The sequence below is a fragment of the Nocardia sp. CWNU-33 genome (genome assembly GCF_046764895.1).
Lineage (GTDB): Bacteria > Actinomycetota > Actinomycetes > Mycobacteriales > Mycobacteriaceae > Nocardia.
In genome coordinates this window covers 116442-140981 of sequence record NZ_JBKOQN010000003.1, presented here as the reverse complement: position 1 = coordinate 140981, position 24540 = coordinate 116442, and the positions used below count along the sequence as shown (strand labels likewise).

Sequence of the window (24540 nt, the reverse complement as noted above, 5' to 3'; positions counted from 1 at the left end):
CGCGTTTCCGGCCGGCGCCCGGCGCCAGGTCCGCGCGATAAGCAGATGAAGGAAATCAAATGACTGTTGAGACCGACGGAGGGGACGCCACTGTGGCGACGACGACGATGGTGGACACCACGACGGGTCGTGAATCAGAGACCGGGGCGGAGCCCGGTGATGTCGCGAGCGACGCCGAGGAAGCTCTGATCGAAGAGGGCGAGATCGCCGGCGACTACCTCGAGCAGTTGCTCGACGTGCTCGACTTCGATGGTGATATCGACCTCGACGTCGAGGGTGACCGCGCGATCGTCAGCATCGATGGTGGCCGCGATCTGTCGAAGCTCGTCGGCCGCAACGGCGAGGTGCTGGACGCGCTTCAGGAGCTGACTCGGCTGGCCGTGCAGCAGACGACCGGTGTGCGCAGCAGGCTGATGCTCGATGTAGCCGGGTGGCGAGCCAAGCGTCGCGCCGAGTTGAGCGCGCTGGGGACCGCCGCCGCGCAACGCGTGCTCGAGTCGGGTGAGCCGGAGCCATTGGCTCCGATGACCCCGTTCGAGAGGAAGATCGTGCACGACGCGGTGGCTGCGGTCGATGGCGTCAGCAGCGAGAGCGAAGGCGTCGAGCCGAATCGGCACGTGGTCGTCGTACCCTCCTGAACCACCTTCCTGGACGCCATTTTCGGCGGCCGGATGAGCAATGGTTGGATAGGGCCTCTGGTCTTCGGACCAGGGGCCCTTAATCATGTGTTCATGTCACATGTCATGTCTGTCGCCTGATTCAACGCCGGCGGCCGATTGTGCGAGCAGTCGACTGATCACCCGCCTGCTGCCTGATCGACTGGAGCTCGGAAGGATGTTTCACGTGGAACGAGATCTCGGTGGAGCCACTGCACTGCCGGCTGAGCTGGAAGCGCCCGCGATTGCCGCGACGGTGTTCGGTGACCGTCTCGATCTCGCGCGTCGCTACTGTGCGGCGCTGGCCACTGCCGGAGTGGAGCGTGGCTTGATCGGTCCTCGAGAGGTACCGCGGCTCTGGGATCGGCACATCCTGAACTGTGCGGTGCTCGGCGAGTTGATCGCCGAGGGCGCGACGGTGGTCGACATCGGCAGCGGTGCGGGCCTGCCGGGAATCCCGTTGGCCATCGCGCGACCGGACCTCCGGATCACCTTGGTGGAGCCGCTGCTGCGCCGGACCATCTTCCTCAGCGAGTTCATCGAGGCGGCCGGACTCGACATCACGGTCGTGCGCGGCCGGGCCGAACAATCGGGCGTGATGAAAGAAGCGGGCGGCGCGGATGTGGTCACCTCCCGCGCAGTGGCACCCCTGGCGAAGCTGGCACAGTGGTCGCTCCCCCTGCTCCGCGATCACGGACGGATGTTGGCGCTCAAGGGAGTCAGCGCCGCCGAGGAACTCGAGCGTGACGGAGCGGCCTTGGCAAGCGCGGGCGCAGGCAACGCGACTGTCCTCGAATGCGGAGCAGGAATCGTCTCTACGCCCACCTTGGTGATCAGCGCCGAGCGCCTCCCTCGGGCCGAGCGATCGCCGCGCCGCGCCACCCGGCGGGCCCGGAAGGCGACTTAGCTATAACGGTCCCGGTCGGTGTTTCATGTGAAACCTGGCTCGATCGCTCACGTCCGCGCTGCGCAGCGATCGCTGCGCAGCTGCGCGGGCGGGCCCGGAAGGCGACTTAGCCATAACGGTCCCGGTCGGTGTTTCATGTGAAACCTGGCTCGATCGCTCCCCTCTCCGCGTCGAGCGATCGTTGCGTCGCGCCGCCCGGGAGCCACGAAGACATCAGTGCCGGAATGGGTCTCAGATCGACCTTCTCTGTAAACCTTGCCAATTGCAGCCAAGGAAAATCATGCACCCGGACCGACACCTACAGGCGACATGACTTAGCAGCGACCCCGCCCGGGCTCGGGTGATCTTCTTGGCACCGCAGATGGCTCAGAATCTCCACGTGACAGTTTGGGCGGCGGGCTACGGAGGCAGGTGAGCTGAGCCCCGCGGACCCAACGCGAGACAGTGTGCCTGTGCCTGCGCCCGCCATAGCGATCGGCCCGGCGGTGCGGCCCGGCGGTGCGACCCAGCGGTGCCGGCGGTGCGGCCCGGCGGTGCGGCCCGGCGGTGCGGCCCGGCGGTGCGGCCCGGCGGTGCGACCCAGCGGTGCGACCCAGCGGTGCGGCCCAGCGGTGCGGCCCAGCGGTGCGGCCCAGCGGTGCGGCCCAGCGGTGCGACCCAGCGGTGCGACCCAGCGGTGCGACCCAGCGGTGCGACCCAGCGGTGCGACCCAGCGGTGCGACCCAGCGGTGCGACCCAGCGATGCGACCCAGCGATGCGACCCAGCGATGCGACCCAGCGATGCGACCCAGCGATGCGACCCAGCGATGCGAAGTCGCGGCGCGACTCGAGGCCACCCTTTTCGAGTGACGCGATGCTGTGATGTGGTGAGGCTCGAACGACATGGCTCTAGCGGTGCGACAGTAAAGGTGGCCGGGCGGCGTGGCCCAACGAAGTGGTCGAGCGCGAGCTGCCCAGTGGTGGGCGGAAGGTCAGCCGCCACTTGAATGGCCAACGGCCGGTCCCAACGATGTGTCCCTGGAGCCTGACACGGGAGTGTGATCCAGGTGCGGCTCGGCGGCACTACTCGACGGCACTACTCGACGGCACTACAAAGCGGTCCAGGGCATGACACAACGAACCAACAGGGTGATGCGATCCGGGTGCGGCCCAACGGCCAGACAGAAGATGCGAACGACTCATCCCTACGATGTGCGCCAACAGCGGTACCCGGTGTGGTCCAGTCGGCTCGACTCAGCAATAGCCGGTGATGTGTCCACGTGGTGTGACTCAACGGCACAACGCGAGGGGTGCAACGAGATCTGCGTCTAGCCGAGCGGCGTGACGAATCGCACGGCTGTCGTAGTGGCGGGCGGAGATGGGCGTTGCCAACGGTGTCAGCGGAATTCAGGCCCATCCGAACCGGCTGACGGCGCGTTGGCGCGTCCGATCGACTGGCGCGGAAGTTCGGATTCGGCATCACGTTTCATGTGAAACATCGGCTCGGGTGGTCGAAATCTCGACCGCGCCAGGGAGAATCGCCGCAGATTTGCGTGTCCTTTGTGCGTTGCCGCGATTCAGCTTTCTAATCACGCTCGGTGCTGGCAAGCTAGTCACCGTCGGGCGTGAGCGTTGGTGCCACGGAGGGTGTCACAGCGGCGAGAGCTCCGCTCGGTCGATCGGGCGCCGCGGTTCCGATTGAGCATCATGTTCGATCCGACACAGCTATTGATGACACGGCGCCGACGTTCGTCGGGGGTCGTCATCTGAGGTTCTCGCGTTAGGAGCTGTCTATGTCGAGCGGTGGTCCGGCGAATGTTTCACGGGAAACTACGTCGCGCGTGCCGGGAATGCTGGACTCCAGCAATCTCGATGCGGAGGCCTTCGGAAGCACACCGTTCGGGCACATCTCCGCCAGTGAGACCCCGATCGCGGCCGAAGCGCAACGCGCCAGTCAGATATTGCATCCAGGAAAGGTGACAGTGCCGAAACCGCACGAGCAGCGCATCATCACCATTGCCAATCAGAAGGGTGGCGTCGGTAAGACGACGACAGCGGTCAACCTCGCGGCCGCCCTTGCGCACCAAGGGATGACAGTTCTCGTGATCGACCTCGATCCGCAGGGCAACGCAAGCACCGCCCTCGGCGTCGAGCATCACTCGGGTGTCCCCTCGAGTTATGAACTGCTGATCGGTGAGATCTCGGTCAAGGACGCGATTCAGCAAAGCCCGCACAGTCCGCGTCTGCTCTGCATTCCGGCCACTATCGATCTCGCCGGTGCGGAGATCGAGCTGGTGTCGATGGTGGCTCGGGAGGGTCGACTCAAAGCCGCGATCCAGGAAGCCAATATCGCGGGTTACGACATCGATTACGTGATGATCGACTGCCCGCCGTCCCTCGGTCTGCTCACCGTCAATGCGATGGTCGCGGCCAAAGAGGTGCTGATCCCGATCCAGTGCGAGTACTACGCGCTGGAAGGTGTCGGTCAGCTGCTCCGCAATATCGGCTTGGTGCAGGCGCATCTCAATCCCGAATTGCACGTCTCCACCGTGGTTCTCACGATGTACGACGGCCGCACCAAGCTGGCCGACCAGGTCGCGGAGGAAGTGCGTGGACACTTCGGCGACGTGGTGCTGCGGTCAGTGATCCCGCGCAGTGTGAAGGTCTCCGAAGCTCCGGGCTACGGAATGACAGTGCTCGATTATGATCCAGGCTCCCGGGGTGCGATGAGCTATCTCGATGCTGGTCGTGAGATGGCGGCGCGTGCGGTGCCCCGACGTGGGGCAGCAGGCGCGCAATGACCCGTAGCGGTCGGTTGGACTGGCGTGGTGGCGAACAGAGAAGGGATCGGTAGACCGATGACTCAGGCGAAGAAGGGTGGGCTAGGACGCGGTCTTGCCGCGTTGATCCCGACGGGGCCGGCGGCCACACCAGGTCTCGGCAGTGCCGCGGCGAATGTGGTCATCGGTCTCGATCCGATCGGCCCGCAACCGGCTTCCGCATTCCTCCATCGGGTCCCCGATCCGACCGAGGAGGAGCTCTCCTCCCCCGGCGGCGCGATCTATCGCGAGATCAGCCCGGAGCAGATCGAGCCGAATCCCAAGCAGCCGCGGCATGTCTTCGAAGAAGAGGCACTCGCCGAGCTGGTGCACTCCATTCGCGAGTTCGGTCTGATGCAACCGATCGTGGTGCGTCGGGTCGAGCCTGCGGTGGACCGGTACCAGATCGTCATGGGCGAGCGCCGCTGGCGGGCCTGCCAAGAGGCCGGCCTGACGACGATTCCGGCGATTGTCCGCGAGACCGCCGACGAATCCATGCTGCGCGACGCACTGTTGGAGAACATCCATCGGGTGCAGCTCAACCCGCTCGAAGAGGCGGCGGCCTATCAGCAGCTGCTCGAAGAGTTCGATGTCACCCACGAGGAATTGGCATCGCGAATCGGCCGGTCCCGACCGGTCGTGACGAACATGATCCGTCTGCTGAAGCTGCCGATCCCCGTGCAGCGGCGGGTGGCGGCCGGCGTGCTGTCGGCGGGACATGCTCGTGCCCTGCTCGGTCTCGAGGCCGGAGCGGACGCCCAAGAGGTCCTTGCCGCGCGCATCGTCGCCGAGGGGTTGTCGGTCCGCGCCACCGAAGAAGCTGTCACGCTGGCGAACCGCGATCCGGACGCCGCGGCCCCGACCGCTCCCCGACGCAAGCCGATCCACATGCCAGGTCTGCAGGACGTTGCCGAGCGGTTGTCGGAGTCGTTCGATACTCGGGTCACGGTGAGTCTCGGCAAGCGCAAGGGCAAGATTGTTGTCGAGTTCGGTTCGGTCGAAGACCTCGAGCGGATTGTCGGCATGATGGAGCAACAGCAGCTCGGCACGTGACGAAAGTGGCGAAAATGGCCCCGTGTTTCCGATAAGTACGGGTCTGGCGCCGAAACGTCACAGTGACGGCGCGGAAAATAGAGGGATGCGGCGTCGGTGTGACCCTCGGTGGGACCGGCGCAAGGCTCCTGACCAATAGCACAGTGACGTGGAATGAGGCGGGATCTCGTTGATCGCTTATTCTTGCTGGCGAGCAAGTACTGATGCGGCGTGAGCGTGGATGAATCGGACAGCTGGAGGCTGAGTAGAGCGGTGTCGACCAGCGTCACAGCACTTACCCTCGGCGGACTGGACAAGCTCCCCACACACGCACGGCGCTGTGTGTTCTGGGAGATCGATCCCGCTGTCGCGGAGAACTCTCGGGAGTTCAGCGATCCGGTCTTCGAGAAGGAGGCCTGGCTCTCGACGGTGATGCTGGAATGGGGTTCGTGCGGCCAGGTGGCCAACGTGAACGGCAATGTGGCGGGTTGCGCGTTGTATTCGCCACCCAGCGCTGTGCCGCGTGCCGCTCTCTTCCCCACGTCACCGGTAAGCCCGGACGCGGTCCTGCTGACCACGCTGAGCGCCGAATTCCCTTATTCGGATGCCGACATAGCCCACCGGCTCATCTCGGCCGTGGTGGCGGATCTGGTGCGTCGCGGTGTTCGAGCGCTGGAGGCCTTCGGTATTCGCACCGATCCCCCGACCAAGGCGATGTCGGATCGATCGCTCGGTTCGATGACCTTGATGGAGCGGATCGGCTCACCGGTCCGTGATTCGGGCTCGGCGACCGCGGCTACCAAATGCTCGCCGGAAACGTGCATGATCGACGCGGACTTCCTCGAGGAGGTCGGCTTCGAGGTGATCGCGCCGCATCACCGATTTCCGCGACTGCGTCTCGAGCTCGACTCCGATCACGGCTGGAAAGAAGACGTGGAGCGGGCCCTTGATCAACTGCTCGCGGCGGCGGCGCTGACGGTCCCCTTCCGGATCGGTGCGCCCTAGCCTGCCGACGGCACAGACGACCACGCCCCCGCTGACCGAAGTCGGCGGGGGCGTAGGTGTTTTCGGAGTTCGAGTCGTACTACATGCGGTCGGCCGCAGCCAACTCCTCGGCCAGTAGTTCGGCGAAAGTGTATGTGCCCGTTGGCTGATCGTCTTGACCGAGCAGATACAGCCGTTTCACCGAAATCAGGATGGCTTCGGCGATCACGTCGCGCATCCGCGGGTTGGTGAGCACCGTCGCGTCGTATTCGTTGGTGAGATAGCCGATATCGACCTGCACGGTCGGCATCTTGGTCAGCCGCAACAGATCCCAGGTTCGGGCATGAAGTCGGCAGTCCTGCAACGACGTTCGTGCGACAACCTCGCGCTGAATGAAGCCGGCCAGCACCTGACCGATCATCGACACGGAGCCGTGCGAGTTACCGAAATGGAAGCTCGCGACCCCGTTCGCCGACGGACTCGGGTTGGTCGCACAGCGCAGCGAGATCATCAGATCGGCGTCGAAAGCGTTGGAGGTCTCGGCCCGTTCGGCATCGGAAGGGTTGGCGCCCCACGGCCGGGACAAGAACGTCTCCATACCGGTGGCGGCCATGCGACCCTCCAGCCGACTGGCCAGATCCCACAGGATCTCCGACTCGTAGACGTCGCCGTACTCTGTGGGGACCGCGTGGCCCTTGTCCTGGCCTCCGAGACCGGGATCGATGACGATGCGCTTGCCGGTGAGCTGTGGCCCGGCCCGGTGCACCACTTCTTCCTCGGCGATGCGATGTGGATTGCCGCCGGTGACGCGTGCACCGAGCAGTTCCAGTGACCGCAACGTGTCCGGCCCGCAGATGCCATCGGCGGACAGCCCGATCTCCCGCTGGAACGCGGTCAGGCCTTCGTGGGTATGCGGGCCGAAGTAGCCGTCGACCCGATGCACGTAGAAACCGAGGTCCTGCAGTCTGCGCTGCAGAGTTGCCACATCGTCACCGTAGAGCGGTGCGGACAGTTGATAGATCAGGGTGCGGGCACCGAGGCGGTAGGACGCCTCTTTGAGGGCTCGATAGGTGGCCGGCCCGACGATGCCATCGACCAACAGTCCGCGGTGCTGCTGAAAGGCGCGAACCGCGGAATCCAGCTGACGGTCGAAGGAGGCGTCGGTGTCCTTCCAATACTCGCGCGCATCGGCGTGATCGGTGCCGACGGCGTGAGCGTGCAGAAACCCGAGACTTGCCAGGGTGCTCCGAACCTCGGCGACGGCTGGACCGGTATCGCCGTGACGAAGTCGGTGCATGCGTGAGAGCCCTTTCCTTCCGTCAACCCGGGTACCCACTCATGCGACGGCATACACCTTCGCACGACCGGAGGTCGGTCGATTGTCTCAGACCCGGACGGGAATTCGACAATTCCCGGGTTCCAGGCATCCTAACGGCGCGCCGTTGGATAACGGCGGCCTTTGGGGACTCGATTTCGCGTCAGATGACGCCGTCGAGTTCGCGCAACAGGGCGGCTTTGCCCTTGGCTCCCACGATTTGCTTGACCGGCTTACCGCCGGAAAACAGCATCATAGTTGGGAGCGAAAGGATCTGATAATCGCGGGCGGTGCCCGGGTTGGCGTCCACGTCCAACTTGGCGATGGTCAGCTTGTCCGCGTGCGCGCCCGCGATCTCCTCCAGCACCGGGGCAACCATCTTGCACGGACCGCACCAGTCGGCCCAGAAGTCCACGAGCACCGGCTTCTCGCTGAGCAGCACGTCATCGGCGAAGGACGCATCGGTGACGGTGACCGTATTGGCACTCTTGGACATGGGTTATCTCCTTGCGGTGGAAAAAGTGATGAGATCAGTTGGCGGAGACGACAACCGGGCTGCCGGCATGGTCCAGCGTGTTGGACGTGATGTCGCCCTGGTCGGCGAGCCAGCGCTCGGCGTCGATCGCCGCACGGCAGCCGGTGCCCGCGGCGGTGATCGCCTGCCGGTAGGTGTGGTCGACCAGGTCGCCCGCGGCGAAAACGCCGGGCACCTTGGTTGCCGTCGACGGGTGCAGCACCTGGACGTAGCCCTCGTCGTCGAGTTCGACCTGGCCCTTGACCAGTTCGCTGCGCGGGTCGTGGCCGATCGCCACGAACAGACCAGTGGCGGCGAGCTCCGAGGTCTCACCGGTGCGGGTGTCGCGCAGCGTCAGGCTCGTCACACTGGTGTCGCCGTTGACGGCGGCCACCTCGGCGTTGAGCACGAACTTGATCTTCTCGTTGGCCTTGGCACGCTCGAGCATGATGCGTGAGGCACGGAACTCTTCGCGGCGGTGCACGATGGTCACGCTGGCGGCGAACTTGGTCAGGAAGGTGGCCTCCTCCATCGCGGAGTCGCCACCGCCGACCACGACGATGTCCTGGCCCTTGAAGAAGAAGCCATCACAGGTGGCGCAGGCGCTCACGCCGCGGCCGAGCAGCTTCTGCTCACCGGGCACGTTGAGGTAGCGCGCAGCCGAACCCATGGCGAGGATCACGGCGTAGGCCTGGTGCGTCTCGTCGCCGACGGTCACGGTCTTGACCGGGCCGCTCAGGTCGATCGTGTCCACGTCCTCGGTGCGGATGTCGGCGCCGAACCGCTTGGCCTGCTCGCGCATCTCTTCCATGAGGTCCGGGCCCATGATGCCGTCACGGAAGCCGGGGAAGTTCTCGACCTCGGTGGTCGTCATCAGTGCACCGCCGAACTGGGTGCCCTCGAACAGCAGCGGCTGGAGCTCGGCGCGGGCGGCGTAGACGGCGGCCGTGTAGCCGGCGGGTCCGGAGCCGACGATGATCAAGTCGCGAACTGGCGTGCTCATGTGACCCTTCCGAGGGAGAAATCTTGGGACGTGTCGGTCAACAACAGCCTAAACGTTGTTGTTCCCGGGCAAGGGCGTGGTGGACGCCTCGATCGCGTCACCCGATGTCGGTGAGGGCGAGTTGTTGTGGATCGTCGGTGGTGCAACCGATCCCGACGACCAGTGCGGTGATCTTGTGCGGGCGGGGGCCGGTGAGCAGGATCAGCACCGAGGCCTGGCCATGGAACGTGGTGTTGGTGGAGCCGAGGATGGTGCGGTCGAGGCCGTTGGCGTGCACGCAGCGGTTCAGGGCGGCCTGGCTGCCGAGTGCGCCGGTGACGTCGTGGCGGCCGAGCGCGGCGAGCGCCACGGTGGCGTTCAGATCGTCACCGAGTTCGACATTGCCGGTGGTCGGCTGGGCGGTCGGGGCGACCTCACGGCCGCCGAGCGTCGACACCGCCACGGCGGCGCATGCCACGACCGCGACGGCCGCCGCCGCCGCGAGCCAGCGGAGTCTGCGACCGCGCCGTTCGTCCAGGGAGACCGGTGTGGCGATGCCGGGTGGTTGCGCATCCGGGTCGGAAACCGCTGGGGCGTCCACGGATTCGGGAGCGGCCGCGGACGGCAGCTGGTGGATGGTTGCCACCTGCTCGGTGGGCTCCTCGTCGAAGTGGAATCCGTCGACGAACTGTTCCAGCCGAGCGGCGATATCGGCAGGCATGGCATGGATGATGTGGTCGTCCTGGCCGAGGGTGCGCAGCTGCGCGCTCACCGTGTCGAGCGAGTGCAGATACCGCACTGCGTCGGGGTCGCGTCGGACCTCGGGCCACAATTGCTCCCCCAGCTCCGGCGCGACGTTCTCGGCGTGGAGATCGGCGAGGAGTTCGGTCGAGAACGGAGGCTGCGGTACGGAACGGGTCGCCATGGCACCTCCGGTTCTCTCATCTGACGGGGGATCCCACCGCCCACGCGGGGGGACTGCAAGTACATCGTCTAGCGGTTCGTCACTATTAATGACGCATCTCGGCTACTTCCGGTTCCCCGGATCCCGGAGAAATTCCAAGCGTTCTTGTAGTCGCTGCCGGGCGCGGGCACACCGGCTCTTGATCGTGCCCTCCGGAACCCCGAGCATCGCGGACGCTTCCGCCACGCTATACCCCTCCAGGTCGATCGCGACGAGGGCCGTGCGCTGGTCAGGCGGGAGCGAGAACAGCGCGCGGTCGATGACGAGCGACATCTCCAGTTCGGCCATATTGTCGCGCTCATCACGCGGTTCCGGCATGTTCTCCGGCGACAGCGAGATCGCGCGCCGGGTCTTGTTGCGCCGGATCCGGTCCAGGCAGGCGTTGACCACGATCGCATGCAGCCAGCTGCGCACCTCTGCCTCTGCACGGAACGACGCAGCGGTGCGGTGGGCCGAGAGCAATGCGTCCTGGAGGCAGTCGGCCGCGTCTTCGCGCGTGTAGGACGTGCGCAACGCGGTCTGCCAGAGGTGGTCGTTGTGCCTGCGCAGCAGTTCGGCGAAGGCATGCCGCTGGCCACGGACATGGGCATGAAGCAGTTCGATGTCGGTCAGTTCGTCGGGTATGAACGAACGTTCGCGAGATGCCACCGGTTGCGATCTCCCCCCACGGGACTCGTCGTTCAGTTCGGACAAAAAGCCAACCCCTCGGACAGCGCTCACGGTGGCAAACGGACATGGGCGACCGTTAACCGAAGATTTCGCAGCATCCAGGATCGAAGCACCAGAACCCGGGAAGCTCCCCTGCTGAGAGCGCGGAATGAATCATATCGTCAGCCACGATTCGGCAGCAACCAGACTGATCGGGACGCGGAGGGCGGCGAGAAAGCCTGCGGCGCAAGGCCGGAACACCACTCAGCGGCGGCACGGTGCGGACACGTGCGGCGAGCGGCGAAGGGCAGTTAGGGCGCGGCGTCGAAACGAATCTCGGCGATCGAGGTCTGGAACTGGGCACCGGAGTTGCCGAGTCCGGTGATCCAGACGAGCACATAGCGAGCGGATTGGTCGGTGCGCACCGGAATCTCGGTGTCGCCGTCGGATAATCGCGTGGAGCCGATCAGCTGGGTCTGGTCGAGCGTCGGCGACGCGGTCGGTGACGTGCGGATTTCGACCGCGGTGCCCGGGCTCGGCGAAGTGATCGACACATTCGTCAGCTTCGCCGGGCTCGGTAGCGTGGCCATCAGCCCGATCCCCTTCTTGAGGGCCGGGAACTGCTGGAAGTACTGATCGGTCCGCCAGAGGGTGGCGGGATCATGATCGAGCACCGCCGCCGCACTGCTGACGCCGTCGGGCGTGCCTTCCGGAGAGAACACAGACACCCGGGTGACCGCAAGCGGAACGCCGCCCGCCGGGGTCGGATTCGACCCCGGCGTGGGTGCGGGCGCGGGCGAACTGTTCGTGGTCAGACCGATATTGCGTTGCTCGTTGAGCGGCGCTTCGGACGCGCCCGGCGCGAAGACGCTGACCATCCACCAGATCACGATGCCGACGACGAGCGCGGCCAGGATGCCGAGCCCGACCATGATCCACATCATCCGCTGCGAACGCTCCCGTTCCGCGGCGAGCAGCTCGGGATCGGCCAGCGATTCCTCGATACCGCTCGGCGGGCGCTGACCGAGCCGGAGCACCGGAATGAAGTCGGTCTTCTGATCGACCACCGACGCCTGTTCGAGCACGTGCTGCACGGTCGCGGCAGTGCGGACACCCTTGTTCGATTCCAGCGAGCGCACCGCGACCGCCGAGATCTCGAACGGCACCTCGGGCCGGATCTGCCTCGGCTCGATCGGAGTGCCGTCGGGGCCGAAATCGGCCAACCGTAGTCCACCGATCGTCGCGGCGGTGCCGGTGACACCGCCGGAACGGATCGGCCAGCGTGCCGTGATCAGCGCATAGAGCATGGCGCCGAGACCGCGCACGTCCGATTGCGCGTCGGAATCGCCCAGGGTGCCCGGGAATGCGAGCACCGCGTCGCCGGATGCGCTGATCCGAATCCGATCAGGATGATCGATCGATAGCGAGCCGCCGCCCCGATGGGCGAGTTCGGCGGCCGAGGCCAGAGCACGGACCGCTCGGGCCGCGCCGATCGGCGACGGTACGGTCTCGGCCATTTCACGCAGTGACCGGCCCGGTGTCCACTCGGCCACCACGATGCCGCCGGAGCTGCCGCGCACCACGTCGAGGACCCGCGCCAGACCGGGTGAGTTGATCCGGCCGAGCCGCAGCGTGCGCGACAGAATCGCCTGCGGGCCGTCATGACCGGAATTCTCGCTCGCCTTCTGATCGGCGTCGACGAACGTCAGCGCGACCTCGCGGTCGAGCTTGATGTCGAGGGCCTGCCAGAACTTGAGCCCGCGGGAACCGCCGTGGCCGGCCAGCAACCGGTAGCGTCCGCCGGCGACCGAGGCGCCGGGAATCAGCTTGGGGCCGCGCGGCGTTCGACGACCGCTCGGATCGCCGCCCATGGGCGGCAATTGGGGCGGGATCGGAATCATGCCGGTGTCGTACATCGGATCACGTTCCGGTGCGTGGAACTTGCCTTCGCCCGGTGCCGGTCCCGAATCGCGATCAGGAGGACCGGTGTCGGCCTCCTGGTTCGCGTATGCGGGATCCGACGCATCCCCGGCGTTCGGCGGGACGTCTGTGGAGAGCCCGCCTGCCGTGGCCGCAGAAGAATCGGCGGCCGGGACGCCGCCGCCCACTGCCGCGTCGTCGCTCACCCTCGGTCCTCCTTCGCCCTGATATGTCGAGGTTCCGGCGAATTCGCCACTTGTGCTTCTCTGCCGAACAGGGTACGGGAACTCACCCTTGCCGGTGAGGTCAACAGCATCGCCTCTGATCACGGGTAGCACCATGGTCTGGGCATCCATGTACGGGTCGAATTGTGGGTAGGCATACGGATCAGGCCTGCGGAACACCTGCGTGGCGTAGATGTCCTCGACCGGGCTGTCCAGATCGAGGTCGGGGGCAGGCGGCGTGAGGCCGAGCCGCCGCGAGATCGCCACGGTGATTCCGACAATTTCCGGAATTCCGGCCAGGCGCATCAACCCGAACGCCACCGCGAACATCACGATCGCCGACACCGCGACGCGGATGAGCGAGCCGATACCGCCCGACAACCGATCCAGGCCGAGCACCTTGTCCACGATCAGCATGACCGCGCCGCCCGCGACCGAAGCCAGCACCACGCGGGTCACCGTGCGGCTGACATTGGCCATGCGCAGATCGCCGAGGCTGCGGTGCAGCAGATAGCCACCGATCACCGCGCCCGCGGTGAAACCGAGGCCGGTGGCGACACCGAGCACGATGACGACCTCGTCGCTACTGCTCGCTACCACCGGCGCCAGCGCCGAGAACAGGATCTTTACGCCGGTGATGCCGAGGATGATCCAGGTCGGCGTCCAGGCCTGCTCTCTGGCATAGAACACGCGCAGGTGAATCAACACCAGCGAATACGGAATCAGTGCGAAGGCCGACCAGCTCACCGCGTGGCCGAGGCGGGAGGCATCCTCGGCGAAGCGCGCGTAGCCGAAAAGCCCCTCGCCCACCTGTGGGCCGGCCAGCGTGAGAAAGGTGACCACCGGGATCAGGGCGATCATCGTCAGCCTGGTGGCGACCGAGAGGTCGTCCACCACAGCCGGTGTGTCGTTCGCGGCGGCGTTGCGGCTCAAGCGCGGCATGATCGCGGTGAGCAGCGTGACGCCGAGAATGCCGTAGGGCAGCTGCAGCAGCAGCCAGGCCTGCGAGTAGATCGCCGGACCCGCCTCGTCGGCGTGCGAGGAGATGTTGTTGGCGAAAATCAGGCCGACCTGGCTGATGAGGACGTACAGGATGATCGCGCCGCCCATGGTGCCGAACTGCCTGAGCCTGGCGTCGATGCCCCACAGTGGCCGCAGGTCGATGCCTTCTCTGCGGATCGCGGGCAACAGACTCACGGCCTGGGTGATCACGCCGAGCGTGACGCCGCACCCGAGCACGAGCAGTTTCGGATCGCTCATCCGCACCGGGTTCAGGGTGATTTCCCCCGGTGTCAGCGCGTACAGACCTAGGGCAACGAGCACCACGAGGTTGTTCAGCACCGGCGCCCACGCACCGGGTTTGAATACCTGGCGGGTGTTCAGAATCGCGGTGAACAGCGCCGACATGCCGTAGAACAGGATCGCGGGCAGCAGCAGGAAGGTCAGCGCCGTCGTCAGCGCGGTGTTGACCTTGCCGTCGGAGGACACGAAGACATGGGTCGCCAGGATCGGTGCGGCCGCGGTAGCGAGCAGCGCGGCCGCGGCGAGCACCGTGAACGCGGCGGTCACCAGTCGCCGGACGAAGGCGGTGCCGCCGTCGGCGTCCTCCTGTTCGGCACGGACCAGCGTCGGTACCACCATGGCGGTGAGCACTGCGCCGAGCACCAGCTCGGTGATCATGTTCGGGATCAGGCTCGCGGAGGTGAACGAGCTGGCGATGGCCGGGCCGAGCACGGTGAGCAGCAGCAACTGCTTGCCGAACCCAGTGATGCGACTGACCAGCGTGGCGAACGCGATCGATCCGGAATCGCGCAGCAGGCGTGAGTTCGCGCTCTGCTTCGGTTCCTGGGCGTCCGTCGCGTGGTTGCTCTGGGCCGCCATCTCGCGAGTGGTCGGGCGGTTGTCCGCCGGGATGCGCCGGGGCGGCGCAGGCGGATGTTGCCGCTGTTGCGGTGGGTACGGCTGCGGCCGTGCCGGTGGCGGTGGCGGCGCGAAATGTTCTGGTGGCACCCGGTTGGGCTGGGCCGGTCCGGGACGTCCCTGGTTCGGCGGCACCGGGCGGGCCTGACTCGGCCCCGCGGGTGGCACCGCGTTACCCGGCGGCACCGGGTACTGGCGCTGACCCGGATGCGGGCGTGGCACAGGGCGCTGCGGCGGGCCCGGCTGTCGCGGTATCGGGCCGGAGGGCGGTGGCGGGCCTGGCAGTCGCGGAATAGGGGCGGAAGGCGGTGACGGAGGTGGCACCATCCGCTGGCCCGGCGGCGGGCCGGCCGGATGGCTGACCCGAGGCATCGGCCTGCCCGGGTCACGGTAAGGATCGCCGGAATTCATCTCCGGATCCTCATGGGATTGCTGCAATCGCCGTTCCCACGGCGCTGCGGGAGCGCGGCGGGCCGGTGGCCCGTCGTACCTATCGCCAGATCGATACCGATGAGCGGATAAGTCATCGTCGCTCATCATGCCTCCTGTACCCGCCGGAACAGCTGCATCTCGGCGGTTCGGTGAGCAGCATTTCGACTGTTCCGCTCACCATGACTCCCCAGTTCTACCGACCGCCCGCGGCCGATCGGCCGCGCCGAAGGCGCAACGTGATTGTCCACCACTGTGCCATCGTGCACTGCGGGACAGCCAATCGATGCAGGTGAGGGCCCTCCATTCGGGTCCCTCACGGTGCCTCCTGTTGCTCCTGTTGCCGTAGTACTCGTTGCCGCGCACGCCGATACCGGTTTACCCGACGCCGGGTTGGCGGATCGAAACCCTCGTCCGCCGGATCCGGCTGTCCGCGGAACCGACGCCACAACCGACGCCCGGCCAACAGAAACAGCAGTATTCCGGCACACGCCGTAATTATTGCCAACGCCTGACCGTAGGCGTTCGAGCGCACCGAAACCGAGGTGGGATTGCCGAGCGGGATTCCGTCAGGCGTGGTAAGGAAGATCGGAATCACCAGGTTGCGGCTGTCACTGACCTCGGTCGGGATCTGGAACGAACGAGTCCCGGTCGGCGGCAACACCTGTTCACCGATATCGGTGATTTTCGTCTCCGCGGGCGCCTCGATCCGGAACTTGATGCGGATGGCGACCGGCAGTTCGTTACGGGCAACCAGCAACAATGGGCTCTGCTCGGAGGCAAGGGTGTAGACGCCGCCCGGTGGCAGCACGGTGACCGAACGGTACAGGTTGTCCAGCGCCCGCGTGGTCTGATCGAGTCGTCGGTGCGCGAAGGTGTCCGGCTGCGTGGCATCGCCGGTGCGTCGGTCGGACAGGGTCAGCACCCGCAGCAGGTCGTCGCGCAGCGGGGTCAGGAATTGGCGTGGGGTCGGCTCGGCCTCCGGCAACTCGACCAGCGAGCGCATCAGCTCACTGATCCGCTTGCCTTGGTCGCGGGTGGGCAGCACGAGGCGGTCGGGTACTGCGTCATTCGCGGCTTGGGGCAGGTAGTCCAGCTCATAGGGCTGACCGTCGGGCGGTCCGGCGAGCAGCTCGTGGAACGCGCGCGGTGTGGCGAGGTTATTGCGCATCAACAGTTCCACTTGGCGTAGCAGCGCGGTCGCCTCGTCGCGGCTGGCACCCCACTGCTGCGGCGGGACCAGCAGCAATGAACGCGGCCGATTCGGCTGCGAGTTCAGCGCGGTCCAGGAGACGGCGCCGAGCGCGTCCTGCAGCCGAGCCATCCGCGAGTCGTTGGTGACGTCGTAGCGGACCTTCGCGGGCGTGAACGACGGTGTCGGCGGATTGGAGCCGACCGCGGCGAGCGCCGTCGCGGACCAGATATCGAACGTCGCGGCGTGCAGCACCGGATCCGACGCCGGGCCTGCCGGCAGGGCCGGGTTGTTCGGGTTCGCGCCGTTGGCGGGTGGCGCGGCAGCGGTCGGCGCGGGCTCCGGCACGGTGACCTCGGCGTTGTTCGCCCCGGGCAATGCCGCAGTGACCTCGGGCACGCGGACGATGTCCGGCGCCGCGGAATCCGGAATCGTCTGGCTTGCCGAGCTCAGCGTCGAAGTCGGCTGATCGCTGGTGGTGCGCCCCGCGTCACTGGTCGTGGGCGAGGAATCATTCGAGCCCGCGGAACCGACCGTGACAGCGGCGGTATCCGCCAGCACCGCGGTTGCGAAACCGTGGCTGCGCAACAACATCGCGGCGCTCGTGTCGATACTGCCGGAATCGGGCAGGCTCACGCCGCGCACCGATCGGGTGGCCAGGATCGAGTCGACGATGTCGGCAGGTGCGTCCAGCGCGCGAGCCGATAGATCAGGATCGTTCACCGCCGCCAGCGCCGTGACATCGACCTGGGCGAAGGGCAAAGCCACCGTGCATACCGACGCGGCAAGCGCACGCAACCGGTCCAGCCAGGTCTGGGCCTGGTCCGCGCCGGTGCCCGGCCTGGTCGCGCCGTCCGGATCGGATGGACTCGCCAGCACGCGATAACCATGGGTCATCGCCTGCGCGGTGACGAGCAGATCCGGATCGACCGCGACGCACACCGCGCTCGCCAGGGACCGATCACGGCCGATATTCGTGCCGACCGCCGACTCCAGTGCACCGAGCAACTGATCGAGGCGACCGCCCTTACCGAGCGAGGCGGCCAACTCGTCATCGGTCAGCTCCACCCTCCCGTTGACCGAACCAGGGACGCCCGCGACCAGCCGGGGGCGGTCGGCCAGTGGCCACAGCAGCGTCGTCGCCACCGGCGCATCTGTCGCGGCAGCCACCGCCTGTGCCCCAGCGCTGCCCGATTCGGCATCCGTCGTCGGCGGGACACCGAGCACCGGCAGCAAGAAACGGGCGTCGTCGAGCCGGGCCTGACTGCCGTAGGCCGGTTCACCGTTCACATTCAGCAACAACGGATACACACCGGGCGCGGTGATGTCCAGCGATGATGTCGAATCACGACCGCCGGGGCGCAGCGCGATACTCAACGTGAATTGCTTGCGCTGCCCCGGGCTCAACCGCTCGGCCACATCCTCGAACGGGCCGGTCACGTCGTAGTTGACCTGATCGAGGCGCAGCGTGGAGCGCAATACGCTCGGCGAGGTCACCGCGGCGGCGCGCTGAATGCGGACGATGACATTGTCGACAACCCGGTCACCGATATTGGTGATGGTGCCCGACACGGTCAGCAGTGGATCGCTGACCGTAGTCACCGCGGTCGGAGTCACCGAATCCAGTGACAGCTTCAAGAATTTCGGTGCCGACGAACCGCTCGACCCGGTCGGTTGTGCCGCCGCATGCTGTGCGAGCAACATCGGCATCACCGTCGCCGAACTGAGAATGGTCAGGACCGCCACGATGATCCGGAACAGTCCACGCGTCATCGCTTGCCGGTCTCCATCCGGTCGATCATCCGATTCGCCACCTCGGCAAGACGCCGTTCGTCGGCGTACGCCAATCGAGAATCCAACTCGCTCAACGGAACCCACGCCACCTGGGTGACCTCCACATCGGCGTCGGAAAGTTCGCCACCGACCGAACGCAGCAGATAATGATGCACGGTCTTGTGTACCCGACGACCCTCCGTGACGAACCAATAATCGATGCTGCCCAGTTCGGCGACCACTATTCCGTTGATTCCGGTCTCCTCGGCCACCTCACGGATCGCCGTCTGCTCAGAGGTCTCGCCCTCTTCGATATGTCCCTTGGGCAGCGACCACAGCAGCCTGCCGCGGCGATCGGTGCGCCCGATCAGTGCCGCGCTCCGTTTTTCCCGCGGACCATCCAACCCATCGACGACCAGCCCGCCCGCCGAGGTTTCCCGGACCGTACGCATGCGAGGTTTCGCCGCGTTGGCGGCCGAACCGCGGCGCCGAGGCTGGCGGCGTCGACTGTTCGCACGATCGGCCGGAGACACCCAGCAATCCTACTGTGTTGTCTTTGCAGCGCCTGCGGCGCTGCGTGTTCGCGGCCCCCTTGGTCTCGCTTCCGAGCGGCCGAGACTCGCGCCTGCGGCGCATGCGCTTCGGCCGCTCGGAAGCGAGACGGGCCGCGAACTCTAGTGCTCGATCTCGCTGCGCTCGGAAGGTGTCATCGTGCCGAGTAGATGTGTTGGTAGTTGAGCTTGCGACTGTGGTGGTTGTGCTTCGGCTGTTGTGGAGGTGGGACGGGCTGTGAGGTCTGAGCGTTGGGTCTGGCTTCGCTCGGAAGGTGTCATCGTGCCGAGTAGATGTGTTGGTAATTGAGCTTGCGACTGTGGTGGTTGTGCTTCGGCGGCTGTGCGGGTGGAACGGGCTGCGAGGTCTGAGCGTTGGGTCTCGCGGCACGGGGAGGGTGCCATCGTGCCGAGTGGGTGCGTCGGTAGGGATGGTCGCGGCCTTGTTGGATACACGTCGGCTTGTGTGCAGTGGCCTTGACTCTTCCCTGGAGGACTCGCTGCTGGGTGGGTGAACGGTGGTGCTGCTCGTGATCTTGCTGAATGCGGTGACGTCTCCGGCGGGGTTGCCGTGCATGTCGGCGGGAGATGGCGGTGGACTCGCCGGAAGGCGCTCTTCGCGGTGGGTGGCAGACGTTCGACCTGAACTGGCGGCGTGGGCGGGATCCGGGGTCGGCTATGCGGGAGGCCTTATATATCCGGGGGTGCTGCGTGGGTTGCGCTGGAATATCGGTTGGTGGGGCTCGGTAAGCTGCTGATTCGTGGTTTCGCCCCAGTCTGAGGATGTAGCAGCGCAGGATCGACGTACCCGATTGCTGGCTGCGGCCGCGGTCACGCTCGGCAGGTTGTCCGATGTGCTGACGCCACTCGGTGAATTGTTCGCGGCGCGCGGATTCGAGCTGTACCTGGTCGGGGGCAGTGTGCGGGATGCGGTGCTCGGACGGTTGGGGACGGATCTGGATTTCACCACCGATGCGCGGCCGGAGCAGGTGCAGGAGATGCTGCGTGGCTGGGCCGATCATCTGTGGGACACCGGGGGGCTTGCCTTCGGGACGGTGAGCGCGTCCAAGGCCGATCAGCAGCTGGAGATCACTACTTTCCGCAGCGACTCCTACGATCGGGTCTCCCGCAATCCCGAGGTGACCTTCGGTGACTCGCTCGCGGGCGACCTGGTGCGCCGGGACTTCACGGTCAACGCGATGGCGGTGCGGATCGGTGCGGACGGTGCGATGGAGTTCGTCGATCCGCTCGGCGGGATGGACGCGCTGCTCGAAGGAATGCTGGATACCCCTGCGGCACCGGAGGATTCGTTCCACGACGACCCGCTGCGCATGTTGCGCGCAGCCCGTTTCGTCGCGCAGCTCGGCTTCGAGCTGCATCCGAGGGTTCGGACCGCGATCACCGCGATGGTCGCCGAGATCGATCGGATCACCGCGGAGCGGGTGCGTACCGAGCTCGACAAACTGATCGGCGCGGCGCACCCGATCGATGGCATCAACATCATGTGCGAGACCGGATTGGCCCAGCGGGTGCTGCCGGAGGTGCCGGAGATGAAACTCGAGATCGACGAGCATCACCAGCACAAGGATGTGTACTGGCATTCGCTCACCGTGCTGGAACAGGCCATCGATCAGGAAGTGGGCGATCCCGATCTGGTGCTGCGCTGGGCCGCGCTGCTGCACGACATCGGTAAGCCGGACACCAAGCGCAACGAGCCGGGCGGTGGCGTCAGCTTCCACCACCATGAGGTGGTCGGCGCGAAGATGGTGCGCAAGCGGATGCGGGCGCTGAAGTACCCCAAGCAGTTCACCGAGGACGTGGCCCGGCTGGTGTTCCTGCACTTGCGTTTCCATGGTTACGGCAAGGGGCAGTGGACCGATTCGGCGGTGCGCCGGTATGTCACCGACGCGGGCGATCTGCTGCCGCGGCTGCACAAATTGGTCCGTGCCGACTGCACCACCCGCAACAAGCGCAGGGCTGCAGCATTGCGCGCCACCTACGACGAGCTGGAAGCGCGGATCGCCAAGCTGCAGGAGCAGGAGGATCTGGATCGGGTGCGGCCCGATCTGGATGGCAACTCCATCATGGAACTGCTCGGCCTGTCCGCGGGTCCGGAGGTCGGAAAGGCCTGGCGTTTCTTGAAAGAGCTGCGGCTGGATCGTGGACCGCTCACTCGCGAGGAGGCCGAGTCCGCGCTGCTGGAATGGTGGCAGACGCAGGGCTGACTCGGCTGGTCAGAAGACGATCAGCGTGGTTCCGGTGACGATGGCCGAGCGAATCTGCGCCAGATCGAACGACCCGGTTATCTGCGGTAGCTCGATCCGGAACCGGATCAGGTCGCCCTCGCGGCTCGCGTGCACGATGCGCGCATCGTTCGGCAGGCCCGCGAGTCGTAACTCGGGTGCGGTCAGCATCTTGCGCGGCACCCGAATGCCGAGCCAGTTCGCCCGGCGGATCTCGACCGTCAACAGGTTGTCGCGCACCTCGGCGTCCACCACCGCGGTGATCAGCCTGCGTCGATGTACGGCCTTGATCAGCCCGCTCGCATCGACCTGCAACTCCCAGTTGAGCGGCAGCGTGTTGAGCCACCCGACCAGTGCTTCGGTGGTGACGGTGCCGTCGAGGTCGAGCTGCTGGGTCCGCACCCTGGTCGGCACGCCGGGAATCAGGCGGACGCCGTGCGCGATGACGGTCACCGACTCGATCGGGTGATCGTCCCAGCGCATCTGTGACAACACCGTCTTGGTCTGGAAGTGTGCACCGCGGCGCCGGACCTTGAGCACCTGCAGGGTGGCGTTCAGGTCGTGTCCGAGCAATGTCGCGGTGACCCCTTGACCACCGAACCGGCTGAGAATGCCCTCGCTGAGCACGGTCATCAACACATCCGGCATCAGCGCCGTGACCGCGCCCGCGCTCAAGTCGGCCACCGGATCCACCCATGCGGTGGTGAAGGAGACCCACTGCTCGAGCAAGGACTGGTCGAACAGGCGCTTGCCGAGATCGACCGCCCGCATCGGTGACCATGACGTCGGATCGAAGTACGTGGCCATGATTGCTCCGAGCGTACTTGTCCTCGGGGAACACGCCCATGCAATCGAGTCCGGTCACGCAGCTGTTTTTGTCGGTATCGACCGGGGTGGGAGTTCTCCGGCCGGGCCGACACCAACCTTCGGCCACGCCTTTCGCCCCGACACCACGACATTATGGACAGCGGTCATCCTCATGAGACCAAGTTCCGGCCCCATCGACGTGGCACGCTGAAGTGTGATGCAGGTCCTAGTGGTGGGGCCGGAGCGAACACCGGAAGGAGGCACATGTCGCTGGATCTGAACAGCGATCTGGGCGAGGGATTCGGCGCGTGGACGATGGGCGACGACGCGGCGATGCTCGACATCGTCACCAGCGCCAATATCGCCTGCGGCTTCCACGCCGGCGATCCGTCGATCATGCGCCGCACCTGTGCGCTTGCGGTCGAGAAGGGCGTCCGGATCGGCGCGCACGTCGGATATCGCGATCTCGCGGGCTTCGGGCGGCGCGCGATCACCATGGCACCTGCCGAATTGCGCGATGAAGTGCTCTATCAGATCGGCAGTCTCGATGCCTTCGCCAGGGCCGCGGGCGATCGGGTCCGCTACGTGAAACCGCATGGCGCGCTCTATCACTCGGCCTCGAAGGAGCGCGGACTCGCCGACGCGGTGCTGGCCGCGCTCGCCGAATACGATCGCGAGCTGGCGTTGCTCGGCCCGGCAGGCACTCAGCTCGAGCGCGCTGCCACGGCCGCCGAGATACGTTTTGTCGGTGAGGGGTTCGCCGATCGCGCATACACACCGAGCGGGGCCCTCGCCGCGCGCGGTACGCCCGGCGCGGTGTTGCAGCCGAACGAAGCCGTCGCACAGGCGGTATCGATTGCGATGTCGGGCACCGCGCGGACCGTGGACGGATCCGGTCAGGTGTCGGTGTCCGCGGCGAGTATCTGTGTGCACGGCGATTCGCCCGCCGCAGTGGAGATGGCCAGACACATCCGGGCAGCCCTGGACGACGTCGGCGTGCCGGTGGGTGCATTCTGCTGAGGCCGGTGCCGTGATGACTTTCCCCAGCGGCGACGCCGCACCCGGCGCGACGGATCTCGACCCGAATCGGCTGATTCGAGCGGCGGGCGACCGAGCCCTGCTGATCACCCCGATCGAGCATGCTGCGTTGACAGAACTCGTTGCGGCACTGCGGCGCGACCCGATCCCCGGTGTCCAGGATGTGTTGCCTGCGGCGGAGACGATTCTGGTGACGCTGCGTTCCGTGCCGGATTCGGAGCCGGTACGCCGGGAGCTGCGCACCTTGATAGCGAAGGCGTATAGACCTGGGCGCGAGCAGGATTCGACCATTGTTTCCCGTGGAACACTGTCGGAGGGCGGCATCCGCGATGACGTGGTGGTGATCCCCGTCCGATACGACGGCATCGACCTCGACGAGGTGGCTCGGGCGCTCGAGCTGAGCGCCGCCGAGGTCGTCGCCGCACACACTGGAACCATGTGGCGGTGTGCGTTCGTCGGATTCGCCCCTGGCTTCGGCTATCTCGAGTCACCGGACGGTAGGTTGACGGTTCCGCGCCGCTCCGAGGCACGCACCTCGGTCCCCGCCGGCGCGGTCGCACTGGCCGGCGGATACACGGCCGTCTACCCGCGCAGCACCCCGGGCGGCTGGCAGCTCATCGGCAGCACCGACCTGGAGATGTGGGATGTCGACCGGGATCCGCCTGCGCTCATTCGGGTGGGTGCGACGGTGCGATTCGTGGACGCGGGCCGGTGTGACTGAGCCGCCGATGATTGTTGTCGAGCAGGTAGGTCCGCTGGCCACGATCCAGGACCTGGGACGGCCGGGCTGGTTCGATTCCGGGGTCGGCGTTGCCGGCGCGGCCGACCGGGCGTCCTTCCGACTGGCCAATCGATTGGTCGGGAATTCCGAGGAATGCGCCGGAATCGAGGTACTGCTCGGTGGATTGGCATTGCGGGCCGACCGGCGTTGCACCATAGCGGTGACCGGTGCGCCGGCTCCCGCTACCGTCGACGGCACTCCGGTCGGACACGCGAGTGTGCTGGAACTGGGTGCGGGGCAAAAGCTTCGGCTCGGCATGGCGAGCACCGGACTCCGCAGCTACGTCGCGGTGCGCGGAGGCATCGACGTGCCGCCGGTGCTCGGCTCGCGCAGTCGCGACACCCTGTCCGGGATCGGTCCTCGGCCGCTACGTTCCGGTGCTCAGCTGCCGATCGGTCCCGCGCCGCACACCCTTCCGAACGTCGAGTTCGCACCGGTCGCGAACCTGCCCACCGCAATGTTGACGATCCGAGCCGTGCTCGGTCCACGCGCCGACTGGTTCGTCGATGCCGACGCCCTTTTCGACGGTGAGTGGGTCGTGTCGGCCGATACCGATCGGATCGGCGCCCGCCTGGATCGCCGCGCCGGTCCCCCGCTGCGGCGCAGCGTTTCGCGGGAACTGCCCACCGAGGGCATGGCGCTCGGTTCAGTTCAGGTGCCGCCGAGTGGTCAGCCGGTGGTATTCCTCGCTGACCATCCGATCACCGGTGGCTACCCGGTGATCGCGGTGGTCGTGGACGCCGACGTCGATGCGATGGCCCAGGCCCGTCCCGGGCAGCCACTGCGGTTCCGCCGCACCCGGTGATCCAGCACGCCGAGCGTGGTCGGCGAAAAGACCTACTCGGCACCAGTTCTGCCGATA

At 66.4% G+C, this 24540-nt stretch carries 18 protein-coding genes; 9 read left to right on the top strand and 9 right to left on the bottom strand.

The window, feature by feature from the left end; all coding sequences use genetic code 11:
* Positions 1 to 107 precede the first annotated feature (107 nt).
* The 5 genes from ACLMAL_RS05000 (at position 108) to ACLMAL_RS04980 (ending at position 6398) form a co-directional block, all read left to right on the top strand.
* Positions 108 to 638, top strand: coding sequence for a protein jag (locus ACLMAL_RS05000; protein WP_328412560.1), 531 nt, complete (start codon positions 108 to 110; stop codon positions 636 to 638).
* 196 nt (positions 639 to 834) lie between these two features.
* Positions 835 to 1563 (top strand): 16S rRNA (guanine(527)-N(7))-methyltransferase RsmG, encoded by a 729-nt coding sequence (rsmG, locus tag ACLMAL_RS04995; RefSeq protein WP_411997994.1) that lies wholly within the window; start codon positions 835 to 837, stop codon positions 1561 to 1563.
* 1829 nt (positions 1564 to 3392) lie between these two features.
* Positions 3393 to 4343 (top strand): ParA family protein, encoded by a 951-nt coding sequence (locus tag ACLMAL_RS04990; RefSeq protein ID WP_411998144.1) that lies wholly within the window; start codon positions 3393 to 3395, stop codon positions 4341 to 4343.
* 57 nt (positions 4344 to 4400) lie between these two features.
* Positions 4401 to 5414, top strand: a complete 1014-nt coding sequence (locus ACLMAL_RS04985; protein WP_364904870.1) for a ParB/RepB/Spo0J family partition protein — start codon at positions 4401 to 4403, stop codon at positions 5412 to 5414.
* 252 nt (positions 5415 to 5666) lie between these two features.
* Positions 5667 to 6398 (top strand): GNAT family N-acetyltransferase, encoded by a 732-nt coding sequence (locus ACLMAL_RS04980; protein ID WP_328412558.1) that lies wholly within the window; start codon positions 5667 to 5669, stop codon positions 6396 to 6398.
* Between the two features lie 79 nt (positions 6399 to 6477).
* Here ACLMAL_RS04980 and ACLMAL_RS04975 read toward each other — a convergent pair whose 3' ends face one another.
* The 8 genes from ACLMAL_RS04975 to ACLMAL_RS04940 all read right to left on the bottom strand — a co-directional run bounded on the left by ACLMAL_RS04975 (position 6478) and on the right by ACLMAL_RS04940 (position 18791).
* Entirely contained in the window at positions 6478 to 7674 is a 1197-nt protein-coding gene (locus ACLMAL_RS04975; RefSeq protein WP_328407723.1) for an N-acetylmuramoyl-L-alanine amidase, read from the bottom strand.
* 181 nt (positions 7675 to 7855) lie between these two features.
* Positions 7856 to 8188 carry a thioredoxin gene (trxA, locus tag ACLMAL_RS04970; RefSeq protein ID WP_328407721.1) on the bottom strand — a complete coding sequence of 111 codons (333 nt, stop codon included), beginning with the start codon at positions 8186 to 8188 and terminating at the stop codon, positions 7856 to 7858.
* A 34-nt stretch (positions 8189 to 8222) separates the two neighbouring features.
* Entirely contained in the window at positions 8223 to 9209 is a 987-nt protein-coding gene (gene trxB / locus ACLMAL_RS04965) for a thioredoxin-disulfide reductase (RefSeq protein ID WP_328407719.1), read from the bottom strand.
* Positions 9210 to 9306: 97 nt separating this feature from the next.
* Entirely contained in the window at positions 9307 to 10113 is an 807-nt protein-coding gene (locus ACLMAL_RS04960) for a hypothetical protein (RefSeq protein ID WP_411997993.1), read from the bottom strand.
* 102 nt (positions 10114 to 10215) lie between these two features.
* On the bottom strand, positions 10216 to 10800 hold the full coding sequence (sigM, locus tag ACLMAL_RS04955; protein WP_328407715.1) for an RNA polymerase sigma factor SigM: 585 nt from the start codon (positions 10798 to 10800) through the stop codon (positions 10216 to 10218).
* A gap of 311 nt (positions 10801 to 11111) precedes the next feature.
* Complete coding sequence (locus tag ACLMAL_RS04950; RefSeq protein ID WP_411997992.1) at positions 11112 to 14825, bottom strand: murein biosynthesis integral membrane protein MurJ; 3714 nt, start codon at positions 14823 to 14825, stop codon at positions 11112 to 11114.
* Positions 14826 to 15609: 784 nt separating this feature from the next.
* Positions 15610 to 18258 carry a hypothetical protein gene (locus ACLMAL_RS04945; RefSeq protein ID WP_411997991.1) on the bottom strand — a complete coding sequence of 883 codons (2649 nt, stop codon included), beginning with the start codon at positions 18256 to 18258 and terminating at the stop codon, positions 15610 to 15612.
* Positions 18255 to 18791 carry an NUDIX hydrolase gene (locus ACLMAL_RS04940; RefSeq protein ID WP_328407709.1) on the bottom strand — a complete coding sequence of 179 codons (537 nt, stop codon included), beginning with the start codon at positions 18789 to 18791 and terminating at the stop codon, positions 18255 to 18257. The genes ACLMAL_RS04945 and ACLMAL_RS04940 overlap by 4 nt, the downstream gene beginning before the upstream one ends.
* A 779-nt stretch (positions 18792 to 19570) precedes the next feature.
* On the opposite strand from ACLMAL_RS04940, the gene ACLMAL_RS04935 reads away from it, so the two are divergent.
* A complete protein-coding gene (locus ACLMAL_RS04935; RefSeq protein ID WP_411997990.1) occupies positions 19571 to 21034 on the top strand; it encodes a CCA tRNA nucleotidyltransferase in 1464 nt (487 codons plus the stop codon).
* A gap of 9 nt (positions 21035 to 21043) precedes the next feature.
* Here the strand turns inward: ACLMAL_RS04935 and ACLMAL_RS04930 are convergent, their stop codons facing one another.
* Complete coding sequence (locus tag ACLMAL_RS04930; RefSeq protein WP_411997989.1) at positions 21044 to 21859, bottom strand: hypothetical protein; 816 nt, start codon at positions 21857 to 21859, stop codon at positions 21044 to 21046.
* 264 nt (positions 21860 to 22123) lie between these two features.
* Here ACLMAL_RS04930 and ACLMAL_RS04925 point away from each other — a divergent pair, with 264 nt between their 5' ends.
* Genes ACLMAL_RS04925 through ACLMAL_RS04915 form a run of 3 tightly spaced genes read left to right on the top strand, consistent with a single transcriptional unit; the run spans position 22124 to position 24483 of the window.
* Entirely contained in the window at positions 22124 to 22879 is a 756-nt protein-coding gene (locus ACLMAL_RS04925; RefSeq protein ID WP_411997988.1) for a LamB/YcsF family protein, read from the top strand.
* A 13-nt stretch (positions 22880 to 22892) separates the two neighbouring features.
* Positions 22893 to 23618, top strand: a complete 726-nt coding sequence (locus tag ACLMAL_RS04920) for a 5-oxoprolinase subunit B family protein (RefSeq protein WP_411997987.1) — start codon at positions 22893 to 22895, stop codon at positions 23616 to 23618.
* A gap of 7 nt (positions 23619 to 23625) precedes the next feature.
* Positions 23626 to 24483 (top strand): biotin-dependent carboxyltransferase family protein, encoded by an 858-nt coding sequence (locus ACLMAL_RS04915; protein ID WP_411997986.1) that lies wholly within the window; start codon positions 23626 to 23628, stop codon positions 24481 to 24483.
* The last annotated feature ends 57 nt before the right edge of the window (positions 24484 to 24540 follow it).

Bases quoted from the DNA above. Each gene is read 5' to 3' on its own strand.
- ACLMAL_RS04975 (WP_328407723.1), bottom strand. From the start codon at position 7,674: ATGCACCGACTTCGTCACGGCGATACCGGTCCAGCCGTCGCCGAGGTT.
- ACLMAL_RS05000 (WP_328412560.1), top strand. From the start codon at position 108: ATGGTGGACACCACGACGGGTCGTGAATCAGAGACCGGGGCGGAGCCC.
- trxA (WP_328407721.1), bottom strand. From the start codon at position 8,188: ATGTCCAAGAGTGCCAATACGGTCACCGTCACCGATGCGTCCTTCGCC.
- ACLMAL_RS04990 (WP_411998144.1), top strand. From the start codon at position 3,393: ATGCTGGACTCCAGCAATCTCGATGCGGAGGCCTTCGGAAGCACACCG.
- ACLMAL_RS04925 (WP_411997988.1), top strand. From the start codon at position 22,124: ATGTCGCTGGATCTGAACAGCGATCTGGGCGAGGGATTCGGCGCGTGG.
- ACLMAL_RS04945 (WP_411997991.1), bottom strand. From the start codon at position 18,258: ATGACGCGTGGACTGTTCCGGATCATCGTGGCGGTCCTGACCATTCTC.
- ACLMAL_RS04930 (WP_411997989.1), bottom strand. From the start codon at position 21,859: ATGGCCACGTACTTCGATCCGACGTCATGGTCACCGATGCGGGCGGTC.
- ACLMAL_RS04950 (WP_411997992.1), bottom strand. From the start codon at position 14,825: ATGGCGGCCCAGAGCAACCACGCGACGGACGCCCAGGAACCGAAGCAG.
- ACLMAL_RS04915 (WP_411997986.1), top strand. From the start codon at position 23,626: ATGATTGTTGTCGAGCAGGTAGGTCCGCTGGCCACGATCCAGGACCTG.
- trxB (WP_328407719.1), bottom strand. From the start codon at position 9,209: ATGAGCACGCCAGTTCGCGACTTGATCATCGTCGGCTCCGGACCCGCC.
- rsmG (WP_411997994.1), top strand. From the start codon at position 835: ATGTTTCACGTGGAACGAGATCTCGGTGGAGCCACTGCACTGCCGGCT.
- ACLMAL_RS04960 (WP_411997993.1), bottom strand. From the start codon at position 10,113: ATGGCGACCCGTTCCGTACCGCAGCCTCCGTTCTCGACCGAACTCCTC.
- ACLMAL_RS04985 (WP_364904870.1), top strand. From the start codon at position 4,401: ATGACTCAGGCGAAGAAGGGTGGGCTAGGACGCGGTCTTGCCGCGTTG.
- ACLMAL_RS04920 (WP_411997987.1), top strand. From the start codon at position 22,893: ATGACTTTCCCCAGCGGCGACGCCGCACCCGGCGCGACGGATCTCGAC.